Consider the following 20,797-nt stretch of genomic DNA (forward strand, 5'->3'; position numbering starts at 1 on the left):
GGCTAGTTGGTCGGCCGTCATGCTGATGATCACCTGGGCAGGCGCCCCAGAGTCGACCAGCTCGGTGCGACGCACCGCCAGAGCGGCCAAGTCTTCCAGCGCGTCGTGCATCCGTTGGCCGTGGCTGCGCGGGTCCGGGCCAGCGTCGTCGGTGGGTTGCGGCGCTGATCGAGGAGTGAGCCAGGCGAGCAGTTGAGCGCCGCAGGTCGGGGTGAGCCGGCCGGTCGCGCGGTAGCTGCCGTCGGTGTTGGGAATAAGGGCGAAGCTGCGGTGGCGTTGCTGCTCGGCGTCGTCGGCGAGGACGCCGTCGGGGTGCAGGTGGGCCAGGATCCGCTGGCCGAGCAAACCCACTTCGCGGGGCCGCAGGGTCTCAGCAGCCGTGACCAGGTGTTGCTCGGCCAGGGCGTGGTCGCCGGTGCTGACCGTGGCCGGTAGCTGGGCCAGGGTGTGCAGGATGACCCGGGCGTGCTCGGTCGAGACCTGGCCAGCGGCCTGGGCAGTGGCCAGTCGCGGCAGCAGCGCCGGCAACGCCTGGCCCGTCAGCGACGTGCGTGGCCCGCAGGCGCGCGCGGCCTGTACCCGCTGCTTGGCCTCGTGAGGCGAGAGCCGCAGCAGGCCTTGCAACAGCGCCGACGTCGTGGGCAACACCAGCTGCCCTGCCAGACCTCGCCGGTCGACCTCGGCGATCAGAGCATGGTCAAGGGCCGCCAGGCGGCGACGCAGCACTTCCAGCTCGCGCAGCTCGGCCAGCACGTCGGCGTCAGACACGGCACTGAACCGGCCGGTGGCTGACGAGTCAAGACACTCAGCCACAGCAGTAGATGCGGCCGTCAGCTCGGCCGTTACCGCACCATTATGCAGCTGCTCCATACATCAGACACTACGGTGAGGGTCTGACACTTTTAGCTATGCGCTGTCTGATTTCGGATCGCTGGTTCCTGCATGCCGGCGGTATGACCGATAACCACAAGTCTGCTACAAGCGGATAGCGGCCGACGACCGAGGTGGGACACCGATCGCCCAGCCGCCGGGGACCGTCAAGTTATGTTGCGTAGCTAAACGGAGCAGGATCGTAGCTATGTTTTGATGCCACAATGTGGGCACCATGAGCCCGCAGATCATCTCGCGCCACGAGGAACTAGAAGCTCTCAAAAGTAGCCTGTCCCCGCGTCAGCCACCACCGCCCTTGGAAACGTCCCTACGCCAGATTATCGGACAGCACAGTTTTCAAGAGGCACTTAGACGACGGCCAGGGTTCTGGTCCTCAGAAGTTCAGAACGTGCTGACACAGCGGACGTACCACTCCAACGATGGGTGGAACTCCTTCGAACATGCACATAGATTGGCACTCTGCGCCCTCCAGCGGAGAGTTCAGCGCCGCGCATCTGCTCAATGGTTGGTCGCGCTTCGCGCCCTGCAAGAAGTTATGGATTCTGCGCCTCCACGGATGGGCGAATTATTTCACATCCTGGAGAAGGAATCCGCGTACTCTAGCCGCCTGACCAGTATGGAAAATATTGTGAGCTTGCTGATGAACCCACCCGGCACGGTTGCGCGAGACGTCACGGACGTTGTTCGTATAGCGCGCGAGATAGTTGAGCTTCGGTACGGGATGCGAGCCATCGCAAAAGGTCAGCATGTCTTATTTTCAGACTATGGAATTGAGATTGCAGAGGGCGACTCAGATCCACGTATCGGCGATGCTATAGAGCTGTATGATCTACGCCAGTCACAAAGCCGCCTTCATATAGGTGCAGTACTGGGCGCAGTAGGTTCTATCAGAGCTGTGCGGGATGACCCCGAAACAGACTTGGCCGTTACATATTCGACCATTCGCTCCGAGCCTTTGATAGATCCTACGGAGGGCCGTCTAGCTGCAGATGATTACCACCAATGGCACCCCAGCGTTATTAGCCTACAGCGGTTGGCCCCAGGATATTATTCCAGAACTCAAGAGGCAAATATTGCCATTGATGCAGTCAGGGCGCTCTTGGAGGTTTCCTTAGATATTACTCAGCGAGAACATCTCGGGCAGATCTCCAAATTATGGTCACGGTACGGCTGGACTTCGGCACCCCGCTCCCGACTATATGGCTACTTGACTAAGCGCCTATTAGAAGCCGGTCACTCGCGACTGAGCACGAACTCCGCTATAGCAGGGTTGACGACGTATTCGGAGCCAATAATCCGGCCCGCACGCAAGTCTGTAATCATTGATCTTTCCACGGCGACAGGCGCACTACAGGATCGTCATATTCGTGCCGTTGATGGCGCTGAGGCTAACGCGTGGGGAGCAGCGTTTGAGAAGCACTTACAAAGTCAGATCGACAAGACGGCGCACCGGCCGCCGCCGGAACTCAGGCCTTTGATCGGGAAGAAAATCCGTCGGGTCGATCGGCGTGTGTTAACGGATATTGACGCCATAGCCGTCCTCGACGGAACGCTACTTCTCATAGATGGAAAATCTTATCCGTCAACGGAAGGCATCCGTCAGGGAGAGTTCACCGCTATCAGGGCATACCGCGAGAAGGTCGAAAATGATACGGAAAAATGGAAGCGCAACTGCGAATATATAGATGCGAACCGTTCAATTCTCCCTGTAACTATTCCAGCTTCAATAGCGATCGCTGGCATAGTTGTCCTCCCGGACGTGCCTTACGTGCTTTCCGGCGCAGCAACGGACCGCGTCCTAGGTTTATACCGCGCTTGTAGCACGACAGAACTGATGTTACGACTTACGACGTAGCGCCTTTCAGTGGGTTATCAAACGCCGCGACGACTCTACGCTTACCGCAGTTATTCAGGCCACCCTCATGGCGCTACTCCTATAATGTCGCCATATTCGACACCATGGTCAGGTCCGATGGAATGTAATCTAATCCCACGGTGTCCCGTAATTCGTACTGTCCCATGAACTTAAGATCGCGACCGCTGGCTCGCCCCGAGCGAGGACAATGCGAGCATGAAGCCTGACGAGGACGTGGTCAGGGCCGTTCTCAAGCGGCTCCCGAAGCCGTCGCCCGACGCACCCAAGCTCGTCTGCGTCGAGGGCCTCGGCGGCGCCGGTAAGACGACACTGGCCGAGGCGCTGGCGTCACAAGTCCATCACATCACCCTCGTGCACGGCGACGACTTCTACGGCCCGGAAGAACGCGACTGGCGCTCCTGGAGCCCGCAGCAGGGTTACGAGCGCTACTTCGACCACCGCCGCCTCGAGCGTGAGCTGTTGCAGCCGCTCACGGCAGCCGAGCCGGCGACCTTCCAGCGTTACGACTGGGAGACCAGCACCCTCGACGGCTGGATCACCGTCGAGCCGCGCGGCATCGTGCTGGTCGAAGGCGTCTACCTGCTGCGTCGCGAACTGCGCTCCTACTGGGACTTCAGCGTCTACGTCGACACCCCGCGCGACCTGCGGCAGGCACGGCTGCACGCGAGGGGCGAGAACGACGAGGGCTGGATCGCGCGGTGGGCAGCCGCCGAGGACTACTACGAGCAAGTGGAGCAACCGGTGCGGGCAGCGGACCTGGTCGTCAGGGGCTGTTGAAACGCTGACGCCGGCCTCATCGAGTCTGGCCGACTGCTATCAGCGCGCTGAGATCGCTGTCAGGGATCACGTGTGCATGTGACCGTGCCGGGGCTGCGACTGCCTACCGCAACGCGCTGTATTACTGCCTGCCAGGCTCTAGTCTCAGCACGTGGCAGCCCAGAGCAAAGATGAGCAACCTTCGAAGGTCCCTACCTGCTTCATCGCGATGCCCGTCTCCACCCGATCAGCTGAGTCCGATCTGTACGGAGATCCCGATCATTGGCACCACGTCATAGAGAGCCTGTTCGTGCCGGCGGTGCAGGCCGCAGGGTTCAGGGCTATCCGTCCAGTCGCCTCGGGATCACACCTGATCCATGGATCAATCATCAGGCATCTCAGCGATGCCGACCTCGTACTGTGCGATCTGAGCTCCCATAACCCCAACGTGTTCTTCGAGCTGGGCGTTAGGACTTCCCTCAATCTCCCGGTAGCCCTAGTCCGCGATGAGCACACGGATCTGCCTTTCGACACTTCAGGTATCAACACACACAGCTATGACTCACGCCTCAGAGGTTGGGACATAGAGGAGCAGAGGTCAGCGCTCACCGAGCACCTGGGCGAAAGCACGAGAAGTTGCGGAGGGGAGAACCCGCTGTGGCGTCAGTTCGGCCTGACGATTCGCGCGCACGAGCCAGACACCCAGGCGTCACCGCTGGAAGCGAAGATTGACCTTCTCACCGGCCATATCGCCGTCCTTCAGGCGCGCTTGAACGCGGAGAGGGCTTACGATAAGCAGCCACGCGACGATGAGCAGACGCGCTACAGCCCCGCGCCACAGGCGCATGTCAGTGGGTTACAGACCTTCAGCGCCTGGCCAGTCACTAGGTTCCTAGCGGCGTTAAGGCGGTTCACGCTGGAATCACCGCACCTAGTCTTCGAGGCTGAGCCTCTCAATTCGAGCGAGGTCAGGGTGAACGTTGGCCCTTCCTGGACGCTCAGCGACGTTGATCGAGCGACAGAACTCGCTGACAGATACGGCGTATCGGTGCGCGTCCAGGCCGTTTCTATGCACGAGACGTCGGTTGAGGAACTGGCATCGACCTCGCCGAGTGAGAGAGCCGCGGCACGTCGTGCCATTGAGAACGCCCATAAACGACGGGGCTCCGGACCTGACAGCTAGCAGAGCGGCCCACTGGGGCAGCGGAACTGGTCGCCACGGATCATGCCTCGTCCTGGCGGCGCTCATCCCCGTTTCGCGCGCTACAGTCCGGTCAGCGCCTAGACTCACCGGCCATGACTGAGCTGGACGAGCAGGGCCGGCCGGAGCCGCCGATCGCGGCCGGCGAGGCCGACACCTTGCTGGGCTTCCTGGAATTCCAACGCGCGACCCTGGCCTGGAAGTGCTCGGGACTGGACGCTGCCGGCCTCAACGCGAGGGTCGCCGGCTTCTCGATGACCCTGGGCGGACTGCTCAAGCACTTGGCCTACGTCGAGGAGCACTGGTTCTCCCGCTCGCTGCACGGCCAGGACCCACGGCTGCCTTGGAGCGCGGTGGACTGGAAGACCGACCCGGACTGGGAGTGGCGCACGGCCGCCGAGGACTCACCCGAGCAGTTGCACGCTCTCTGGCAGGACGCCGTGACCAGGTCACGCGCGCTGGTCGCCGAGGCGCTTGCTGACGGCGGCCTGGAGCGGCCTGCCCGGCGCGGCTGGCCTGATGGCAGCGCGCCGAGCCTGCGGTGGATCTTGTGTCACATGATTGAGGAGTACGCGCGGCACAACGGCCACGCCGATTTCCTGCGGGAATCAGTGGACGGTCTCACCGGGGAGTAACCGCCGAACGAAGCCCCTCTACGGCACGCGGCTACCGGTGCGATCGGACAATAGTCCATGACAGACTAAATCGTTACGTCGAGTGTGCTGGAATAAGCTGGATTCCCCGCCATTCCGGTGCAAGATGGCGCCAAGCGGGACCAACCGAGCCTGTCACTGAAGTGCAACGCGAAAGAGGCTGCGGAATGGCACGAGTAAAAATCATCATCACGGTGCTGGCGTCGGTGGCGGCGGTGCTCGCCTTCGCCTCGCCCGCATCGGCCGACACCGTGTCTATGCAGGGCATCTCGCAAGGCAGCTATGGCAACAGCGCGGCGGCGGGCACGGTGCGGTATCAGGTCGCGGTAGAGGTGGCGAAAGACCCGGCCGGCGCGATCGTGAACGTCCGCGGCGTAGGCACTGTGCAGAAATGGGCAAACGCCGCCAAGGTGCAGGTCGACATGGTGCGGCTGGGCACCGACACCACGGCCGTCCTGACCAACTCGACTCCGGTCAACTCCGGTTCGGCCACCTTCGCCTCCAGCCGCACCGGGTGGCGCGCCGTCGCGCCGAGGACCTGCGTGAAGTACCACGTCCGCGCGAACTTCTCGGTCCGCTGGATGAACGGCTCACTGAGCCGCTTCTCGATCCTGTCACCGCTGACCGCGGTGTGCGGGCCGAGCAACCCGCCGGTGTACGCCAACTGCGACTCGCTCAACCGCACCTTTCCGCATGGTGTCGGGCGCTCCGGAGCGGTTGACCAGGTCCGCGGCAGCACCCAGCCGGTGACTTCCTTCTATGTCAGCTCGTGGATCTACAGCGGCAACACCGCCCGCGACGCCGACAAGGACGGCATCGCCTGCGAGCGACTCTAAGCCCGAAGCAGCCGGCGATCAGCACTGGCGGGAACGGCCTACAGCGGCTCGTCCACCCAGTCCTGACCGGCCGGCTGCAGGCTCGCGCTGCCGGCGGTGATGGTGGCGACCAGGCTCTGCAACGAGCCGACGGCGCCGGGCGCGACCGCGACCGTCAGCACCACCTCGGTGGCGCCGTACTCGACGCCTCGAACGGTGATTCCCCTGTTACGAACAGCAGATTCGAGCTGGCCTGCCTGCCCCGCCTCCACCGTCACCGCGAAGATCTCCCGTCGCAGGCGGCGGATCATCCTCGCGTCCTCCAGGGCAGCGGCCACGGCGCCGGAGTACGCCCGGACCAGCCCACCCGCTCCGAGCAGGGTGCCGCCGAAGTGCCGGGTGACCACCGCCGCCACATCCGACAGGCCCAACCCGGTGAGCACATTGAGCATCGGCATGCCAGCGGTGCCGGCCGGCTCGCCGTCGTCGCTCACCCGCACCAACGCCTGATCCGGCCCGATCACGAACGCCGAGCAGTGATGGCCGGCGGCGTGATAGAGCCGGCGGTGCTCGGCCACCAGCGCCAGCGCCGCGGCCTCGTCCGGCACTCGCCGGACGGTCGCCAGGAACCGCGACCGCTTCACTTCCAGCTCGGCGTGCACGTCACCGGCCAGGGTCAGGTAGCTCACCGCCGGCTCGTCACTGCCAGGGCTGGACAGCCAGCAGCACGATCCCGGCGACCATCAGCAGGGTGAGCACCACCACGAGCCAGATCCACCAGCGATGCGAGGCGTCTTCCAGTGGCTCCATCGGCGGCTCGGGCAGCGGGGCGGGCCGCGGTCGGGGCGGTGACGGTGGCGCGCTGGCCTGCATGGTCAACCCGCAGCGCACGCACAGCGTCGCGGTCGGCAGGTTCGGCTCGTTGCAGTGCGGGCACGGCGCCGAGGCGATCACCACCCGGCCCAGCGTGCCGGGCAGCCTGCGCAGCGCGTCGTCGTCGCTGTCGACCGGGTCGCTGAACACCACCTGATCCCGGGCCCAGAACAGCGGAAAGTCACACCGGGGGCAGAAGTCCAACGCGTCCCGCCTGGTCAGCTCCACCATCGCCGACGCGCTGCACTCGGGACAGGTGATGGCGACCGGGTGGTGCTGGGCACTGGTGACCCGGGCCGCCGGCGCGGGGGCGTTGGACGGCTCCGGCGTGATCGAGGCGGCGGGGATCGCCGGCAACACCCTGGTGTGCTCGGCAGGCCACCCCTGGCCCGGCACATGGTCGTCCACCGGCTGGCCGGCGTCGGCCGGGGCGCCAGTGGCCGGCTGTTCTGCTCCGGTGGGCCGAGACTCCCCCGGCTGGCCCCCGTCAGCGTCCCGTGCCGCGCTCACCGTCGGGCCTCCACAGCCGATGACCATACCTGCCGGTCACCGATCCAGAGCTCGGCGCGGACATGCGCCGGGACCTCGTCGCGCACCAGGGCCACGAAGTCGCCCTGTTCCAGCCAGCCGGTCGAGGCCACCGTCATCCGAACGAAGGCGGTGTCGGCCGGCGCGTCACCCTCGCGCCAGACTCCGCCGCCGTCGACGACCTGGGCAGGGCCGCCGCTGGTCATCTCCAGAAACTGCTCCAGGCCGCGCCGGGTGCCACGCCAGCTCATGGTCCGCGCCGAGCTGCGCACGATCATCCGCTGCAGCTCTCGCGGCAGCGACGGGTCGACCGAGTCGACGCCGATCCAGGAACCCATCCAGCGCACCATCGCATCGGGCGCGACGGTCGGGTCGACCACGTTCTCGATGTTGTCCGCGCCCTCCAGCAAGGTGTCGGCCAGCTCCTGGAACAGCGACAGGAACTTGACGAAGAACTCGCTGTCGAGCATGCCGACCGGCATCTGGTTGAGCAGCCACTGCGGGCTGCGCGGCGGCCGGTGCCGGCTGCGCCCGGAGTCGGGCTGCCGCCGGCTGGCACGGGCCACCGCGCCGCTGCCGGCGCCGCCGGTCATCACCGCGTCAGAGCCGCTGAACGGCTCGATCGTCATCGGCTCGGCCCGTGGAGAGCGCGCCTGCGGGGCCCGGGCATCAGCTTGCTCATCAGCGCACGACCACCTGGTGCTTGGCCGACAGGAACAGCGAATGCGGCTTCAGCCGGATGGTGTCCCGGCCGCTGCCCAGCCGCCGTCCGGTGCGCAGGTCGTACTCGAACAGCAACAGCTCCTCGACCCGCTCGACGCCTTCCACCGACTCCAGCAGTTGCGCCGCCACCGAGCTGTTCAGGTCGGTGTCGAACATCCAGCCGATCCCCTCCGCGCCGCCGGTGAGCGGGTTGATGTAGCGGGTCAGCACGTCGATCGCCCGTTGCCGCACCAGTGGAGCGGGCCGTCCGGGCGGGGTGTGCACCAGCGCCACCACGCTGACGCCCTGGTAGTACGGCGTGCCGATCTCGATGGCGGTGCCCACCAGCCGGTGCTCGTCGAGGTGCTCGCTGATCTGGCGCAGCAGCGGAACCGAGATCGCGAAGTCGTCCAGCACGTGCTGGCGCGGGTCGCTGCGAACCTGCGGAACCACCAGCATCCGGACCGGGCCGGTCCCGGCAGCGGCCGGCAGGCAGCGAGCCCGGGCGACCTCGATCGAGGCTTCCTGGGTCAACCTCTCGAAATCACCTGCGGTGACGGCCCGTTGACCGGTGCGCAGGGTCAGCGGGCCGCGCACCTTCGCCTCGGCGACCGTCTCGGGGTCGACCCCGCCGGTGGCCGGATGCCGGTTGCCGACCGAGGCGATGTAGGGCACTGTCGAGCGCAGCACGCTGAGCGTCCGGGCGCCGACATTGCCTGCCGCGCCACCGCCGTGCCGGTAGCCGGTCACCGTGATCTCGCTGCCGTCGCGCGGGATGTGCCCGTGCTGGCGGACGACTCCGTTGGCGTAGCGCACCCGCGGGCCGAACTTGATGACCCCGCCGCCGCTCTCCCAGAGGTAATGCAGGTCATTGGGCCCGGACCGGGTGAAGTCCTCGACTTCCTGCCACACGGTCTCAACGTTGCGGTCGATCACGACGACATGCTCTTGCTCGGTGCGAGGCAGCACCGGCGCCCGACTCACCGCGAAGGACTGGGCCGGCGTGCCGTCGCTGCGCCCGAGCACCTCACCGGCGGCGTGCTCGGCGTGCTCAGCCGCGACCGTGCCGCCGACCGCCGCCACGCTCAGCGAGCCGATCCGCGGTGAAGCCTGGTAGGAGGGCTGGCCCGGACGTGGCGCGATCAGCCGCGCCCGCAACCAGAACGCGCCGTTGCCGGCCATCGTCAGCAGCTGGTGCTGCATCGGGATCAGCAACACGATCTCGCCGGCCCGGTTCAACCCGCCGGTGCTGTCGTCGTGCACCAGCGCCGAGATCCACGACTCGCCGCCCCAGACCTCCCACACCAGCGGCGGGTTTCGCGGGTCGACCCCGATTCCTTCGGCGTCGGCGGCCACCGTCAGCCGGATCGCCATGCCCGCCAGGCTGTGGGTGAAACCGAGGTAGAACGCGTCCCCGACCGCCAGCGGGGTGGAGGCGAAGCAGGTGGCGGCGACGTTGGGGTAGCGCAGGTCGTCCCACACGTCGGTGATCCGGTCGTCGGCCGCGGTGCTGGTCAACGCTCCCCGCAATACCGGCGGGGCGATCACCAGTTCGGCGCTGGTGGTGAAGATGACGGCTTCGCGAGCGGCGTTGGCGGCCGTGGTGCTCAGGGCGGTCGTCACCTGGGTTCCCTGCGGCACGGCGACCGGCTGATCCAACGGCGCCGACAGCCAGAACGTCAGGTCGGCGCGAGCGACCGAGGGTGGGAACGGCTCGATGCCGACCAGGTTCAGAAAGTGCACGTACAGCCGCTCGGGAACCTGGTTGAGCCGGAACAGCACCATCTCGCTCATCCACGCGAACAGCTCGATCAGCGCCACGCCCGGATCGGACAGGTTGTGGTTGGTCCATTCCGGGCAGAAGCGAGGAATGAGCCGTTTGGCTTCGTCGACGATGTCCTGAAAGGACCGGTCGTCGAGGTTAGGCGCGGGCAGGGGCATCAGGCACGCTCGCTATCAGAGGCGGGGATTCACTGGTGAGCACGGGGACAAGACCAGATCGGCTCATGATTCGGGCTCGTGAGGGATGACGTAGAACGGGTACACCAGGTTGCGCCGGTCGTTGGTCACCCGCACCCGGTAGGTGATGGTGATCCGGATGAGCGCCGAGTCGTCGGGGTCGATGACCGGTCGCACGTCATCGACGTCGATCCTGGGCTCCCACCGCGCCAACGCGTCCCGGACCGCTTCGGCGATCAGACCCAGCAGGTTCGCGGTGACCGGTTCGAACAGCAGATCCCAGATCCGGCACCCGAACTCCGGCCGCATCAAGCGCTCGCCCGGGGCGGTGAGCAACACCATCCTGATCGACCGGTCGAGGTCGTCAACGCCGTCGGTGAGCTTGATCGAACCGGTGTGGTCGACCTCCAGCGGCCAGCTGAAGCCCCGGCCCACGAAGGACCCGTCGGACTGGGCGAGGTCGGCCCGTCTAGTCGGGCTGTAGTCGTCCATCAGTTGATCGCCACCATTCCGCCTTTGAGAGTGAGCGCGGCGCTGCCCTCCACCGTGGTCGAGGCCTGCCCTTTGATGGCGACCATCGAGCCCTGCGCGGCCAGCTGACCCTGGCTGGTGACGGCCACTTTGGAGTTGCCGGTCAGCGCCAGTTCGGTTTGGGCTTCGATTGTCACCTTGTTGCCCTTGATGGTCACGTTCTGACTGGCGTCAATCTCGAACGAGGCCGAGCCGGCCTTGATCGAGATCGGCTTGCCGCCGGCCACCTCGATGTCGAGCTTGTCGGCGCCCAGCCGGATCTTGTGGGTGGCGGTGCTCAACTGCAGCAACAGGTGCTGGGTCGCCGGATCGCTGCCGTCGGCCAGTTCGATGACGTGGCCGAGCCGCGAGGTGATCCGCCGGGACTGCACCTGCCCAGCCTTCACCCCCCATTCCGGCAGCACGTTCTTACCGCTGAACAGCCCGCCCAGCACCACCGGTTGGCGGGGGTCGCCGCCCTCGAAGGCCACCAGCACCTCGTCGTTGACCTCGGGCTGAAAGACCAGGCCCCGCTTGTTGCCCGCGCCCAGGGTGACGATCCGAGCCCACGGGCCCTCGATCTCGGAACTGACCGCCGGGTACTTCAGCTTGACCCGGCCGGCCTTGTCGGGGTCATCGACATTGGTCACCACTCCGACCACCAAGCCCGGGACGTTGAAGCTGCCGGTCCCGCGTCGCCCGCTGAGGGTGTCTGCCAGACCGGTCCGGCTGCGGTCACCGGCGATGAACTGAGTGCGAAATCCCCTGCGGTCATAACGGTGATCGACCTCGGTCAGGTGGTAAACGCCCGAGGTGGGACCGGCATTGGTGATGGTGATCGCGACGCCCGGCTTCAGCTTGTCACTGACCACCGAGGTGCCACGCGCCTCCACCGAGCCGGCCGCCCACTGAGACCGGTAGGCGCCACCGGCCGCGGCCGCCTCGGTCTGGCTCATCGGCGTCAGGCTGCCGGTCACCACCGCCGCCTCGCCGAGGGGGCTGCTGCTGCTCAGAAAGGGTTGCACGAAGTCCGAGGAAGGCAGCACCGCAGACCCTGCCGCGCCGCCCTGCCCCACGATGGAGCTCTGGGTCGCGTTGTCCCAGCCGACCACCTGCGCCTTGTTGGGCAGCAGGCCCGAGGCGGAGACCGAGAACTCCTGCAGGTCCTTGCCCAGCTCCAGCGTCAGCACCGGGCCCGCGCTGCTCGGCGCCGCGAAGTGCAAGGTGGAGCCCTCGACCCACCAGTCATAGCCCGTCCGGGACGCCAGCTCGTCGAGGAAGGCCAGGTCGGAGTCGGCTTGCAGGACGTAGGGGTGCACCTCCTGGGTGGAGCTGACGTCTGCTCCCAGCCCCGCGCCGCTGGCGAGCTGGCTGACGATGTCGGAGAAGGTCATGTTCAGATACGTCTTTATCTTGCTGCCACGGGTGAGCTTGTGCGCGGCGTCATCGACGACCACCACCAGGTCGGGATGATCGCCTTCCTGCTGCTGCAGGCTCATTCCGGTGATGGTGCCGCTCATCAGCGCGCCGCCCCGGTACACCCCGACGTCCACCTTCTTGCCGATACTGAAGAACCCGCTGGAGGAGACCGAGTACCCGACGTCTGCGAAACGCAGGGTGGCGCGTCCGGGCAGACGCAGGCTGCGCTGCACCCGGACCGACACCAGGTGCTGCAGGACGGTGTCCGACAGCGGCGAGCCGGCCACCTTGACCGTCGGGCTGAGGCCCTCGAACCCGGTCATCCGTGCTCGATCCGGGGCACCGACAGCAGCGAGCCAGGCCGCATCGCGAGCGGGTCCTCGATGTTGTTGGCCGAGGCCAGCGAGCGCCACCGGGTGGAGTCGCCGTAGTAGCGAGCGGCGATCCGGTCCAGCGTCTCACCTGGTTGCACCCGGTGCACCCGGTGCGGTCGCGGGGTCCCCGACGTGGGGTTCTGCGGGCCGAAGGCATTGGATTCCTCGTACTGCTGCATGGTCAGGCCCATCCGGGCCCGTAGCGGGACGCCGGATGCGGAGAAATAGGTGAAGACCAGTTGCAGGTCAGTGACCACCGCCTTGAACGAGTGCAGATCACCCCAATGAAATATGACGAACGGCGGCCGGGCGTTGTGGGTGGTCTCATCCGAGCCGGGCAGCGAGGTGTCGACGTCCATCAGCTTCAGGATGGCGCCGGTGTGCTTGGTGACCGCGGTCCCGTCGGCGGTGGTGTCGAAGACGAGCTCGACCTGCATCCAGCCCGACTGCGCGCCCGCATAACGAAGCCGTGACACGCCCTTGCCAGGCATCGGCTCTGACGCCCAGTTGTTGCGGCGGCCGACCGCGATCTGGCTCGGGTTGAACAGGCAGGGGATCCGCTGACCGCCCTCGATCTCCAGGAACGCCTTTTCCAACTCAGCCATCAGAACACCTCCGGCAGGTGGCGACGCCCTCGCCGCTCGAGGTCATCGGTGATGCGCTGCTCCAGTTTCGCAACGATGCGATCGATCAGCTCGTCGAAATCGCGGGATCGCATCGCCGGGCTGACCGAGTCCTCGTCCGGCTCGAAGCCGGTGAACCGGGGTTCGCCCCCCGACTCGTGCAACCGCCGGATCACCGCCGGCTCGTCGGGCCCATGGGCGTGCATGCGTTGCGGATGGTTCTCGAACATGCCGACACTTCCTGACTGAGCGGAATCCGGAGAGGTCGCCGGGCCGGCTGCGCCCGGACTGCGCAGCAGGCTTCGAAACAGGGAATGGGCCGCGCCCGACAACGAGCGGCGGATCATCGGACCCTCGACCTCGACGCCGCCATCACCGGTGGGCTTCGGACGGCTTTGGCTGATCGGCGACGCCGGGTGGTCTCGTCGCCCGACCTGCGGCACCGCCGGACCACCGGACGCCGGCGTCAGGTCAGCGGGCCGGATGCTGACCCGAGGTGGCGCCACCACCATGCTGCGCTGGACGAAGGCGCCGAGCTGGCCCGCGCCGGTGTCACCGCGCCCGGCCGCCGAGGCTGCCAAACCGCCCGGTAGCCGGGCCTGCGTCGAGACCAGCCCGGTTGAGGAAGCTGGCACGGCCGGGGGGTCCGGCGTGAACTCGGGTCTGCTGGTCGCGGGCGTTGATCCGCTGGTCGCTGACGCTGCGCTGCGCAGGGGCACTCGGCTGGCCGCGGACGCTGGGCTGGCCGCGGACGCTCGGCCGGTCGCGGACGCTCGGCCGGTCGCGCCCGGCGGCGGAGATGCTTGCAGTGCCGCTGCGCGGATCGTCGAAGGCAGCCCGGTGGACCGGCGGATCGCTGCCAACGGCGGCGCTGATCGGCCGGCGGCAGGTGCTGGATCGATGGACCTGCTGGTGGCGATCCCGCTGTTGGTGAGCACGGTGGCGCCGATGCCGATGCCGATGCGACTGCCGCTTCCGATGCGACTGCCGCTTCCGATGCTGGTGCGACTGCTGCTGCTGGTGGTGCCGCTGCCGCTGCTGCTGGTGGTGCCGCTGCCGCTGGTGGTGCTGCTGCCGTTGCTGCTGGTGGTGCCGCTGCCCCTGCCGCTGGTGGTGCTGCTGCCGTTGTCGCCGCGAGGCGCGCTCGCCGGCTGGCGCATGGCCGCCGCCGCGACGCTGGCTGGCTGCCCTTCGGCAGCTGTCCGGCGGTCGTCGGCTCCCCACCGGGCCGGCTGATGCGCAGTCGGCGCATGGTGTGGCCGGACGTTGCCGGTGAGCTGCCGACGGACCGTGGCGTCCAAGGGGGCTTGGTGTCGCAGGGCAAACTGGCCGGCGCCAGACGAGAACGGCGGTCTGGCCGAATCGTTGGCGGTCGCCTGCCCACGAACTCCACGCAGAGCGACTGGCAACCCAGTGGATGCGCCGTTCGTGGCGCCCGGAACGATGGCGCGCAGCATCCGCGAGCTGGCGGGCAGTCCGACGCCGGCCCGGGCTGTGGGCGAGCCTTCGGTGGCGGACCCGCCTGTCGGCATCCGCGTCGAAGCCGAAGCGGTCGGGGCCGAAGCTGAAGCCGTCGAAGCCGAAGCCGTGGCTACTGAAGCCGAAGCCGTCGAAGCCGAAGCGGTCGGGGCCGAAGATCGGCCGGACCCGGCAGATGGAGCCACGCTGCGCCGTGTCACATCGGTGCTCGGGACCAGCTCACCGGCGGGGCGGGCGTTGGCCAAGCCCAGGGCCGGGCCACGCGCGGTCGACCCGGCAGCAGCGGAAGCGCCCTGTCGCGCCACTGCCGAAGCCATCGATGTCGAAGTCGATGCCGACGCCGATGCCGCCATCGCGCCGCCGGTCCGAGCCAAGGCGCCGGAATGCGCCGAGCTAACCGGACGAATCGAGCTGACCGCACCGACTGTGGGCCGCAGCTGCGTCGAGCGACGGATGGCCGAGGGCAGCTGGCTGTGACCGGCGACAGGCATCGGGCTGGAATGGAGAGCCGACGGGATCGTCGTCAACGCCGACAGCCCGGCCAACCGCTGGCCTGCTGGTTGCCCTACCGCTGCAGCCGCGCCGTGCGCCGCACCGGTGGCCGGGCTGAGCCGTCTGGAGACTCCGGCTGCGATCGGCCGGCTTGTGCTGGCTGCGATCGGCTGGCTTGTGCTGGCGGTGATCGGCTGGCTTGTGCTGGCGGTGATCGAGTCCCCGGCGGTCAGTGCGATCGAGCGCCGGATCGGATGCCGCAAGCTCGCCAGGCCTAACGGGCGGCCCGGCGCTGCCGGCCCGGTCGGCATCGGCGCGCCGTCGCGCATAACGGCAACGGCGGCCTCGGCGCCGGCTGGAGCAGCCGGCAGGCTGGACGTTGACGACGCTGGCTCGGGTGCGGCATGCCTCGGCCGCGCCGGGCTGTTCTGCCCCGCCGAACTGGCAGTGGTCGAATCCTTCGTAGTTGACGGCACATCCGCGGTTACGGCGGCCGGTCCGGTTCCAGCGCTCACCGCAGGTGTGGCCGAATTAGCGCTGACGCCGGTGGCGGCTGGGCTGGCGCTGACCGAGCTGCGCCGGATCGAAGGCGAGTCAAGTGCCACCGATGCCGGCGGGTCGCCAATCGCTTGCGGTGAGGGCGAGGCTTCGTGGTGGCCGGGCTGAGTAGGCAGTCTGGACTGAGCACTGTGCCGGGGCTGGCCCAGGGAGCTCTGCTGGCTCGGCGCCGACGGTTGGGCCCGCCCGGGCCTGACAGAAAACGGCCGAGACGCGGTGGAGACTGCCGTCGGTATTCCGACGGCGCGTCGCAGGGCGCCGGTTCGGGCCGATGGCAGTGGTTCGGCGTGGGCAGCGGCCGGTGACCGAGTGGCAAGCAGCGGCGCCGCGCCCGCGGTGCTGGCCGAACCGCTGACCGCCGCCATGCTTCCTGACGCGGCTACCCCACTCAAGCCCCTCGGGGCCGACGCCAAGGAGGTCGACGATGGAGGCGCGATCCGCCGAGCAACCGCTGCGGTCAGGCTGGCCACCCGGCCTACCTGGCGGCGAACCGTGCCGGACGGAGCAGGTCGTGACATCCCCACTGGAGTGACCGCAGCGGCTGGACCGACGACAGCGGCTGGACCAACGACAGCTCCTGGGCTGGCCACAGCGGAGGATGCCGTCCCAACCGCCGAACTGGTCCGCTGCGAGCGTGGGCTTGCCGGCCCCGCGGCGGCTGCTGAGCCGGACGCGTCGCGACCAGCCACCGGTGGCGGCTCCGGTTGCGCGCGGCCGATCGCCAACGCCCGGCGTAGCGCCGTCGCCGGACCTGGTGATGACAGCGGCGAACCAGCCGCCGCTCTGCTGCTGCTCGGAATCGACCGGGCCGCTGGTGACAGGACCGAGTCACTTCCCCGGCCCGCCGAGGACTGCCAAGCGTTGCGGCCCGCGAGCCGCGCTGATCCGGCAGCCGAAGCCTGCCGCGCTGATCCGGCAGCCGAAGCCTGCCGCGCAGATCCGGCCGCCGAAGCCTGCCGAGCCGATCCGGTCTGCTCAGGAGCCGCCGACCTCAGCGCCGCAGCTGCCTTGGCCGCCGACCGCCGGAGCGTGGCGGCAACCCCCGTGCCGCTTTGCTGGGAGACGGCGCCTGCGCTCGCGGCTCGCGCAGGTGTCGGGTCACCGCTCCCGGTGGGATTTCCCGGCGGAGCCGAGCCTGAGCCGGGCGAAGACGGCGGCGTCGGCCGTGGGGCGCGCAGCCTGCGCTGCTCGTGTGAGCTGGTCATCGGCCCGGCCGCGGTGACTTCTTCCATCCGGCGCACCGGAATCGCCGTCGACACCAAACCACCGGCGATCGTGCCCGGCGATCGTGGCTGGTCATCGGTGGGGACCTGCCTGGCCGCCCGGGCCAGGCCCCGCGGCGGCAACACCGGACTCGGCGTCGTCTCAGGATTGTGGTCTGGCTCGGCTTGACCCGGAGTCCACCAGCGTGGTGGGCGCACCTCGGCCTGGCCGAGCGAGCGGGCCGGAACCGTAGCGGCAGCGGCCAGCGCCCGACGGACCGCGACCGGGCGCGCGGTGGCAGCGGCGAACCGGGCTGATGACTCGGCGATCAGACCCAGGCTCGCCGGCCGAGCCATGGTCACCGGCCGGCCGGGACGGCGCAGCCGCTGAGCGGCCGCCCGGCCCAGTGCCGTCGGATCGACCTCACCGGCCGCGGATGCCCCGGTGCTCATAGGTTCTTCGACCGGAATCCGTGATGGACGACCTCGAGTTGCTCCTGCAGCGCCTCGTTGCTGGACGAGCTGAACTCCGGTCCGCTCCAGCGCACCGGATAGACCCCGTCGAACTCCCAGGCCCGCAGCCGGGTGCCCTCGGCATCCAGCACGGTGACCGCGCCGGTGCTGCGGGTGAGCTTGTTCCCGTTGCCTGCGAAGCCTTCGCCACTGGACTTGCTCATCCAGTTGAACAGCGCGTCGCTCTGGGTGATGCCGCGCTTGAACACCAGATGCGGCCAGGTCATCCGGCCGGGCATCTGGTGCACATAACCGTTCTGGCCGCCTTCGTGGATCTCTTCGACCGTCATGTTCACCGACAGCCCGCTGACCTCGGTGAAGTACCCGATCTCGACCCCGTCCACCTCGAAGACGAAGTAGGAGTTGATGGCGGGTTCGGAGAATCCGTCAGGCATACTCGCGCACCGCCTGCCATGCCCGGTCGTTGAAAGAGGCCACCGCGCGCACCATCCGCACCCGGTCGAGATGCTCCAGATCCAGCAGGTCGTCCAGAGACCAGTGCAGGTGATAAGCCAGGTACGCGATCTCTTGCCAGAGCGCGTCGGACGGGTACCGCATCATGCCGCTCACTTGCCGCGCGGAATCTCCTCGATGGCGCCGCGCCGGGGCGAGGTCCGCTCCGTCGGCTCACCGAAGGAGCTGGAACCGCCGAACGAGCCGTACGATCCGGCGCCGTTGGACTGCCCGGCCGGCAGGTGCTCCGGCGCGGCCTCCGCTTCCGGCGCTGACTCCCGCGGCTGCGCCGCAGGAGTCGAGGCGGCGGGCGCCGGCCTACTTTGGCCCAGCAACGGCGGCCCTTCGGACTGAGCACGCAGCAGCTGCTCGTACTCCTCCTGGTTGCCGAAGTTGATGACTCCGTAGAAGTCCTGCAGGAACGCCAGGTCGATCGCGAACAGTCCCTCGATCTCGTGGCTGCTGATCAGCTCGACGGTGCCCAGCTTCTCCACGACCCGGGCCAGCACCAGCACGGTCAGGCGCGGGTCGTCCGGGCCTGACACTGTCGGGTCGCGCAGCGGCTCAAGCTCGTCGCGCGCCGTCGCCAGCCGCATCCGGCCTTCTTTGTGCAGCGTTCCTGCCACGTCGACGTAGCCGCGCGGCAGGACGAACGGGTAGCTGGTCTGCAAGCTCACTTAATACGCTCGAGCCGCTCGATGACCAGGGTGATCGTCTCCTTCACCGGGTCATTGGACTCGGTGCTGACGGCGTCGGTGCCGATCTTGCTCGGCCAGCCGTTGAAGAAGTTGAACCGGCCGACCTCGGTCAGGGCGGTGTCGAAGAAGACGATCGAGCCGTTCTTGCGGCTGCCGGCCCGGTCGGTGCCCTTGAAGCCCGACTCGCGAACCGCCTTGAACCACTTCCAGATCGGATCGTCCATCGCGCTCATCGGCGCCATCCGGGTCATCGAGATGTCGGGGACCTTCAACGAGGTTCCCAGGGTCTTGACCGACTGCTTCTTGCCGTCCTTGCCGTTCTGCTGAATCGTCACGACGTCGAGTTCCATGTCGAGGCCCGAGACGCCGGACAGCACCAGCTTCTCACCGTCGATCTCAAGGTAGAAGTTCTGGGCGACGATCGGGTCAGTGTTGATCAAGTCGTTGGGCATGGATGCTCCTTGCTAACAAAAGTAAAAGGGTTTGTTGAGGGTGGGGTCGAGCGGGTCAGCCGGCGATCTGCTTCTGCTGGCTGATCCGGAACACCACGAACTCGGCCGGTTTGACCGGAGCGATGCCCACCTCGACCACGAGCTTGCCCTCGTCGATCGACTCCGGGGGGTTGGTCTCGGCGTCGCACTTGACGTAGAACGCCTGATCGGCGGTCGCGCCGAACAGCGCGCCGGCTGACCAGAGCCCCCTGAGGAAGCCGTTGAGGGTCCGCTTGACGCCCTCCCACAGGGTCATGTCGTTCGGCTCGAACACCGCCCACTGGGTGCCTTCGAGGATCGTCGACTCGACCATGTTGAACAACCGCCGGACGTTGATGTAGCGCCAGTCGCTGTCCGATGACAGCGTACGGGCGCCCCAGATCCGGATTCCCCTTGTACCAAAAGGGCGAATGCAGTTAATGCCAATGGGGTTGAGCAGCGACTGCTCGTTCTGGGTGACGGTGCGCTCGAGGTCCAGCACGCCGCGGATGGTGTCGTTGGCCGGCGCCTTCCACACGCCGCGGGTCTCATCGGTGCGTGCCCAGACGCCGGCGATGTGACCTGAGGGCGGCATGAAGATCTCGGTGTTGCCGTTGGCGCCTGTCGGGTTGTCGACCTTGATCCAGGGGTAGTACAGCGCGGCGTAGGCGGAGTCGTACATCGCCACGTCCGAGCGCCAGTCCTTGATCTCCTGCGGGCTGAAGCCGGGCGGCGCGTCCAGGATCGCCATCCGGTTGCCGTTCTGCTCGCAGTGCGAGATCAGCGCGGTCTGCACCGAACGCCAGAGGTTCAGGTCGATCTTGCCGTCGGCGCCGGTGGCCGCGGTGACCAGGTCAGGCACGATCACCATGGTGACGTCGTCGGCGACGGCCAGGCCGTTGATGCCGTTACGGGCCGACTCGGAGCCTGCGAACTGACGGCCGCTGACCGGGACCGGCTTGGGCGCCGCGGTCTTGAGCGGGTAGTGGCCAGGCTTGAGGATGTCGAGCTGTCCGCTCAGATCCGTTTTGGCGTCCAGGGCAACGGTGACCTTGATCTTGGTGGAGGTCTTGTTCACCACGGTGGCGACATTGCTGTCACCGGCGCCGAAGCTGAGGTGCGGGAAGCTCTCGACCACCTTGCCGCCTTCGATCACCGACAGCGTGAACGGCGAAGGGTCTGAGTCGGGTGCGCCCTTCGGCGGCTCTTCGCTGTCGATCTGAACGCTCAGCAACGCGTCCGGGGCCACACTCTCGATCGACAGCGGCTTGCCCAGTGAGCGGTCGGCCGCGGCCAGCTCGAGCCGAGCCGGCTCACCGGCAGGCTCGGCGTTCGGGATCCGGCAGATGTAGGCGATGCTTCCGCCGTTGGCGAAGTAGCCATAGACCGCCAGCGGCAACATGCAGCCCTGGCTGAAACTGCCGTAGAGCTTCTCGAACTGGGACCAGCTGGTCACCAGGCGCGGTGCGACACCGGCCGGATCGTTGGGATCGTCGTCGGGGGCTCGCTGAGTGAACCCGACGAAAGCGGCGATGGCGGTCGGCGCGGCGGAAAGCACTTTTTGCGAAGAGGGAACCTCTTCGACATAGACGCCGGGCGCGGTGTACGTAGGCACGGAGGCAGCTCCAATAGTGATGCGGTGTTTGGCCCCCGTGCCAAGATCTTGGGAAGACTAACCCAGATGTACAGCCCGTGTAAGCATTTTGCTAGATCCAGGGCACGTTCATGTCACGAAACGGTTAAGTAACGGGT

The 20,797-nt window shown here is 67.3% G+C and carries 23 protein-coding genes; 9 read left to right on the top strand and 14 right to left on the bottom strand.

The window, feature by feature from the left end; all coding sequences use genetic code 11:
• The coding region (locus VGB75_05740) for a DUF222 domain-containing protein (protein ID HEY0166528.1) at positions 1 to 768 on the bottom strand (768 nt) is incomplete at its 3' end.
• Positions 769 to 1,396: 628 nt separating this feature from the next.
• On the opposite strand from VGB75_05740, the gene VGB75_05745 reads away from it, so the two are divergent.
• From VGB75_05745 to VGB75_05765, 5 genes are all read left to right on the top strand, one after another.
• Positions 1,397 to 2,746 (top strand): hypothetical protein, encoded by a 1,350-nt coding sequence (locus tag VGB75_05745; protein HEY0166529.1) that lies wholly within the window; start codon positions 1,397 to 1,399, stop codon positions 2,744 to 2,746.
• A 216-nt stretch (positions 2,747 to 2,962) separates the two neighbouring features.
• On the top strand, positions 2,963 to 3,544 hold the full coding sequence (locus tag VGB75_05750; GenBank protein ID HEY0166530.1) for a hypothetical protein: 582 nt from the start codon (positions 2,963 to 2,965) through the stop codon (positions 3,542 to 3,544).
• 151 nt (positions 3,545 to 3,695) lie between these two features.
• Complete coding sequence (locus VGB75_05755) at positions 3,696 to 4,706, top strand: hypothetical protein (GenBank protein HEY0166531.1); 1,011 nt, start codon at positions 3,696 to 3,698, stop codon at positions 4,704 to 4,706.
• A gap of 113 nt (positions 4,707 to 4,819) precedes the next feature.
• Entirely contained in the window at positions 4,820 to 5,359 is a 540-nt protein-coding gene (locus VGB75_05760; GenBank protein HEY0166532.1) for a DinB family protein, read from the top strand.
• A gap of 185 nt (positions 5,360 to 5,544) precedes the next feature.
• The gene (locus VGB75_05765) at positions 5,545 to 6,213 is read left to right on the top strand and encodes an excalibur calcium-binding domain-containing protein (GenBank protein HEY0166533.1); all 669 of its coding nucleotides are present in this window, start codon (positions 5,545 to 5,547) and stop codon (positions 6,211 to 6,213) included.
• 38 nt (positions 6,214 to 6,251) lie between these two features.
• Here the strand turns inward: VGB75_05765 and VGB75_05770 are convergent, their stop codons facing one another.
• From VGB75_05770 to VGB75_05805, 8 genes are all read right to left on the bottom strand, one after another.
• Entirely contained in the window at positions 6,252 to 6,881 is a 630-nt protein-coding gene (locus VGB75_05770) for a YigZ family protein (GenBank protein ID HEY0166534.1), read from the bottom strand.
• Between the two features lie 10 nt (positions 6,882 to 6,891).
• Positions 6,892 to 7,575, bottom strand: a complete 684-nt coding sequence (locus VGB75_05775; GenBank protein ID HEY0166535.1) for a hypothetical protein — start codon at positions 7,573 to 7,575, stop codon at positions 6,892 to 6,894.
• A complete protein-coding gene (locus VGB75_05780; protein HEY0166536.1) occupies positions 7,572 to 8,222 on the bottom strand; it encodes a phage tail protein in 651 nt (216 codons plus the stop codon). Before VGB75_05780 ends, VGB75_05775 begins: the two co-directional genes overlap by 4 nt.
• A gap of 52 nt (positions 8,223 to 8,274) precedes the next feature.
• Positions 8,275 to 10,236, bottom strand: a complete 1,962-nt coding sequence (locus VGB75_05785; protein ID HEY0166537.1) for a putative baseplate assembly protein — start codon at positions 10,234 to 10,236, stop codon at positions 8,275 to 8,277.
• 63 nt (positions 10,237 to 10,299) lie between these two features.
• Positions 10,300 to 10,746 carry a GPW/gp25 family protein gene (locus VGB75_05790; GenBank protein ID HEY0166538.1) on the bottom strand — a complete coding sequence of 149 codons (447 nt, stop codon included), beginning with the start codon at positions 10,744 to 10,746 and terminating at the stop codon, positions 10,300 to 10,302.
• Positions 10,746 to 12,506, bottom strand: coding sequence for a VgrG-related protein (locus VGB75_05795; protein ID HEY0166539.1), 1,761 nt, complete (start codon positions 12,504 to 12,506; stop codon positions 10,746 to 10,748). Before VGB75_05795 ends, VGB75_05790 begins: the two co-directional genes overlap by 1 nt.
• Positions 12,503 to 13,162 carry a LysM peptidoglycan-binding domain-containing protein gene (locus VGB75_05800; protein HEY0166540.1) on the bottom strand — a complete coding sequence of 220 codons (660 nt, stop codon included), beginning with the start codon at positions 13,160 to 13,162 and terminating at the stop codon, positions 12,503 to 12,505. The genes VGB75_05795 and VGB75_05800 overlap by 4 nt, the downstream gene beginning before the upstream one ends.
• Positions 13,162 to 13,815 (bottom strand): hypothetical protein, encoded by a 654-nt coding sequence (locus VGB75_05805; GenBank protein HEY0166541.1) that lies wholly within the window; start codon positions 13,813 to 13,815, stop codon positions 13,162 to 13,164. Before VGB75_05805 ends, VGB75_05800 begins: the two co-directional genes overlap by 1 nt.
• 16 nt (positions 13,816 to 13,831) lie before the next feature.
• Here VGB75_05805 and VGB75_05810 point away from each other — a divergent pair, with 16 nt between their 5' ends.
• The 4 genes from VGB75_05810 (at position 13,832) to VGB75_05825 (ending at position 17,101) form a co-directional block, all read left to right on the top strand.
• On the top strand, positions 13,832 to 14,416 hold the full coding sequence (locus VGB75_05810; GenBank protein ID HEY0166542.1) for a hypothetical protein: 585 nt from the start codon (positions 13,832 to 13,834) through the stop codon (positions 14,414 to 14,416).
• Positions 14,417 to 14,593: 177 nt separating this feature from the next.
• Positions 14,594 to 15,136 carry a hypothetical protein gene (locus tag VGB75_05815; protein HEY0166543.1) on the top strand — a complete coding sequence of 181 codons (543 nt, stop codon included), beginning with the start codon at positions 14,594 to 14,596 and terminating at the stop codon, positions 15,134 to 15,136.
• Positions 15,137 to 15,256: 120 nt separating this feature from the next.
• Positions 15,257 to 15,817, top strand: a complete 561-nt coding sequence (locus tag VGB75_05820; protein HEY0166544.1) for a hypothetical protein — start codon at positions 15,257 to 15,259, stop codon at positions 15,815 to 15,817.
• Between the two features lie 1,002 nt (positions 15,818 to 16,819).
• Positions 16,820 to 17,101 (top strand): hypothetical protein, encoded by a 282-nt coding sequence (locus tag VGB75_05825; protein ID HEY0166545.1) that lies wholly within the window; start codon positions 16,820 to 16,822, stop codon positions 17,099 to 17,101.
• Positions 17,102 to 17,360: 259 nt separating this feature from the next.
• On the opposite strand, the gene VGB75_05830 is transcribed toward VGB75_05825, so the two are convergent.
• From VGB75_05830 to VGB75_05850, 5 genes are read right to left on the bottom strand one after another with little or no spacing between them, the layout of a single operon-like run.
• On the bottom strand, positions 17,361 to 17,819 hold the full coding sequence (locus tag VGB75_05830) for a phage tail protein (GenBank protein HEY0166546.1): 459 nt from the start codon (positions 17,817 to 17,819) through the stop codon (positions 17,361 to 17,363).
• The gene (locus VGB75_05835) at positions 17,812 to 17,985 is read right to left on the bottom strand and encodes a DUF6760 family protein (protein ID HEY0166547.1); all 174 of its coding nucleotides are present in this window, start codon (positions 17,983 to 17,985) and stop codon (positions 17,812 to 17,814) included. The genes VGB75_05830 and VGB75_05835 overlap by 8 nt, the downstream gene beginning before the upstream one ends.
• Positions 17,986 to 17,990: 5 nt before the next feature.
• Complete coding sequence (locus VGB75_05840) at positions 17,991 to 18,554, bottom strand: hypothetical protein (GenBank protein ID HEY0166548.1); 564 nt, start codon at positions 18,552 to 18,554, stop codon at positions 17,991 to 17,993.
• Complete coding sequence (locus VGB75_05845) at positions 18,551 to 19,027, bottom strand: phage tail protein (GenBank protein ID HEY0166549.1); 477 nt, start codon at positions 19,025 to 19,027, stop codon at positions 18,551 to 18,553. The genes VGB75_05840 and VGB75_05845 overlap by 4 nt, the downstream gene beginning before the upstream one ends.
• A 55-nt stretch (positions 19,028 to 19,082) precedes the next feature.
• Positions 19,083 to 20,660, bottom strand: a complete 1,578-nt coding sequence (locus VGB75_05850; protein ID HEY0166550.1) for a phage tail sheath subtilisin-like domain-containing protein — start codon at positions 20,658 to 20,660, stop codon at positions 19,083 to 19,085.
• Positions 20,661 to 20,797 lie beyond the last annotated feature (137 nt).

Source organism: Jatrophihabitans sp. (genome assembly GCA_036399055.1).
Classification (GTDB): Bacteria; Actinomycetota; Actinomycetes; order Mycobacteriales; family Jatrophihabitantaceae; genus Jatrophihabitans_A.

Bases quoted from the DNA above. Each gene is read 5' to 3' on its own strand.
- VGB75_05795 (HEY0166539.1), bottom strand. From the start codon at position 12,506: ATGACCGGGTTCGAGGGCCTCAGCCCGACGGTCAAGGTGGCCGGCTCG.
- VGB75_05790 (HEY0166538.1), bottom strand. From the start codon at position 10,746: ATGGACGACTACAGCCCGACTAGACGGGCCGACCTCGCCCAGTCCGAC.
- VGB75_05845 (HEY0166549.1), bottom strand. From the start codon at position 19,027: ATGCCCAACGACTTGATCAACACTGACCCGATCGTCGCCCAGAACTTC.
- VGB75_05785 (HEY0166537.1), bottom strand. From the start codon at position 10,236: ATGCCCCTGCCCGCGCCTAACCTCGACGACCGGTCCTTTCAGGACATC.
- VGB75_05760 (HEY0166532.1), top strand. From the start codon at position 4,820: ATGACTGAGCTGGACGAGCAGGGCCGGCCGGAGCCGCCGATCGCGGCC.
- VGB75_05765 (HEY0166533.1), top strand. From the start codon at position 5,545: ATGGCACGAGTAAAAATCATCATCACGGTGCTGGCGTCGGTGGCGGCG.
- VGB75_05780 (HEY0166536.1), bottom strand. From the start codon at position 8,222: ATGACGATCGAGCCGTTCAGCGGCTCTGACGCGGTGATGACCGGCGGC.
- VGB75_05750 (HEY0166530.1), top strand. From the start codon at position 2,963: ATGAAGCCTGACGAGGACGTGGTCAGGGCCGTTCTCAAGCGGCTCCCG.
- VGB75_05830 (HEY0166546.1), bottom strand. From the start codon at position 17,819: ATGCCTGACGGATTCTCCGAACCCGCCATCAACTCCTACTTCGTCTTC.
- VGB75_05800 (HEY0166540.1), bottom strand. From the start codon at position 13,162: ATGGCTGAGTTGGAAAAGGCGTTCCTGGAGATCGAGGGCGGTCAGCGG.
- VGB75_05835 (HEY0166547.1), bottom strand. From the start codon at position 17,985: ATGATGCGGTACCCGTCCGACGCGCTCTGGCAAGAGATCGCGTACCTG.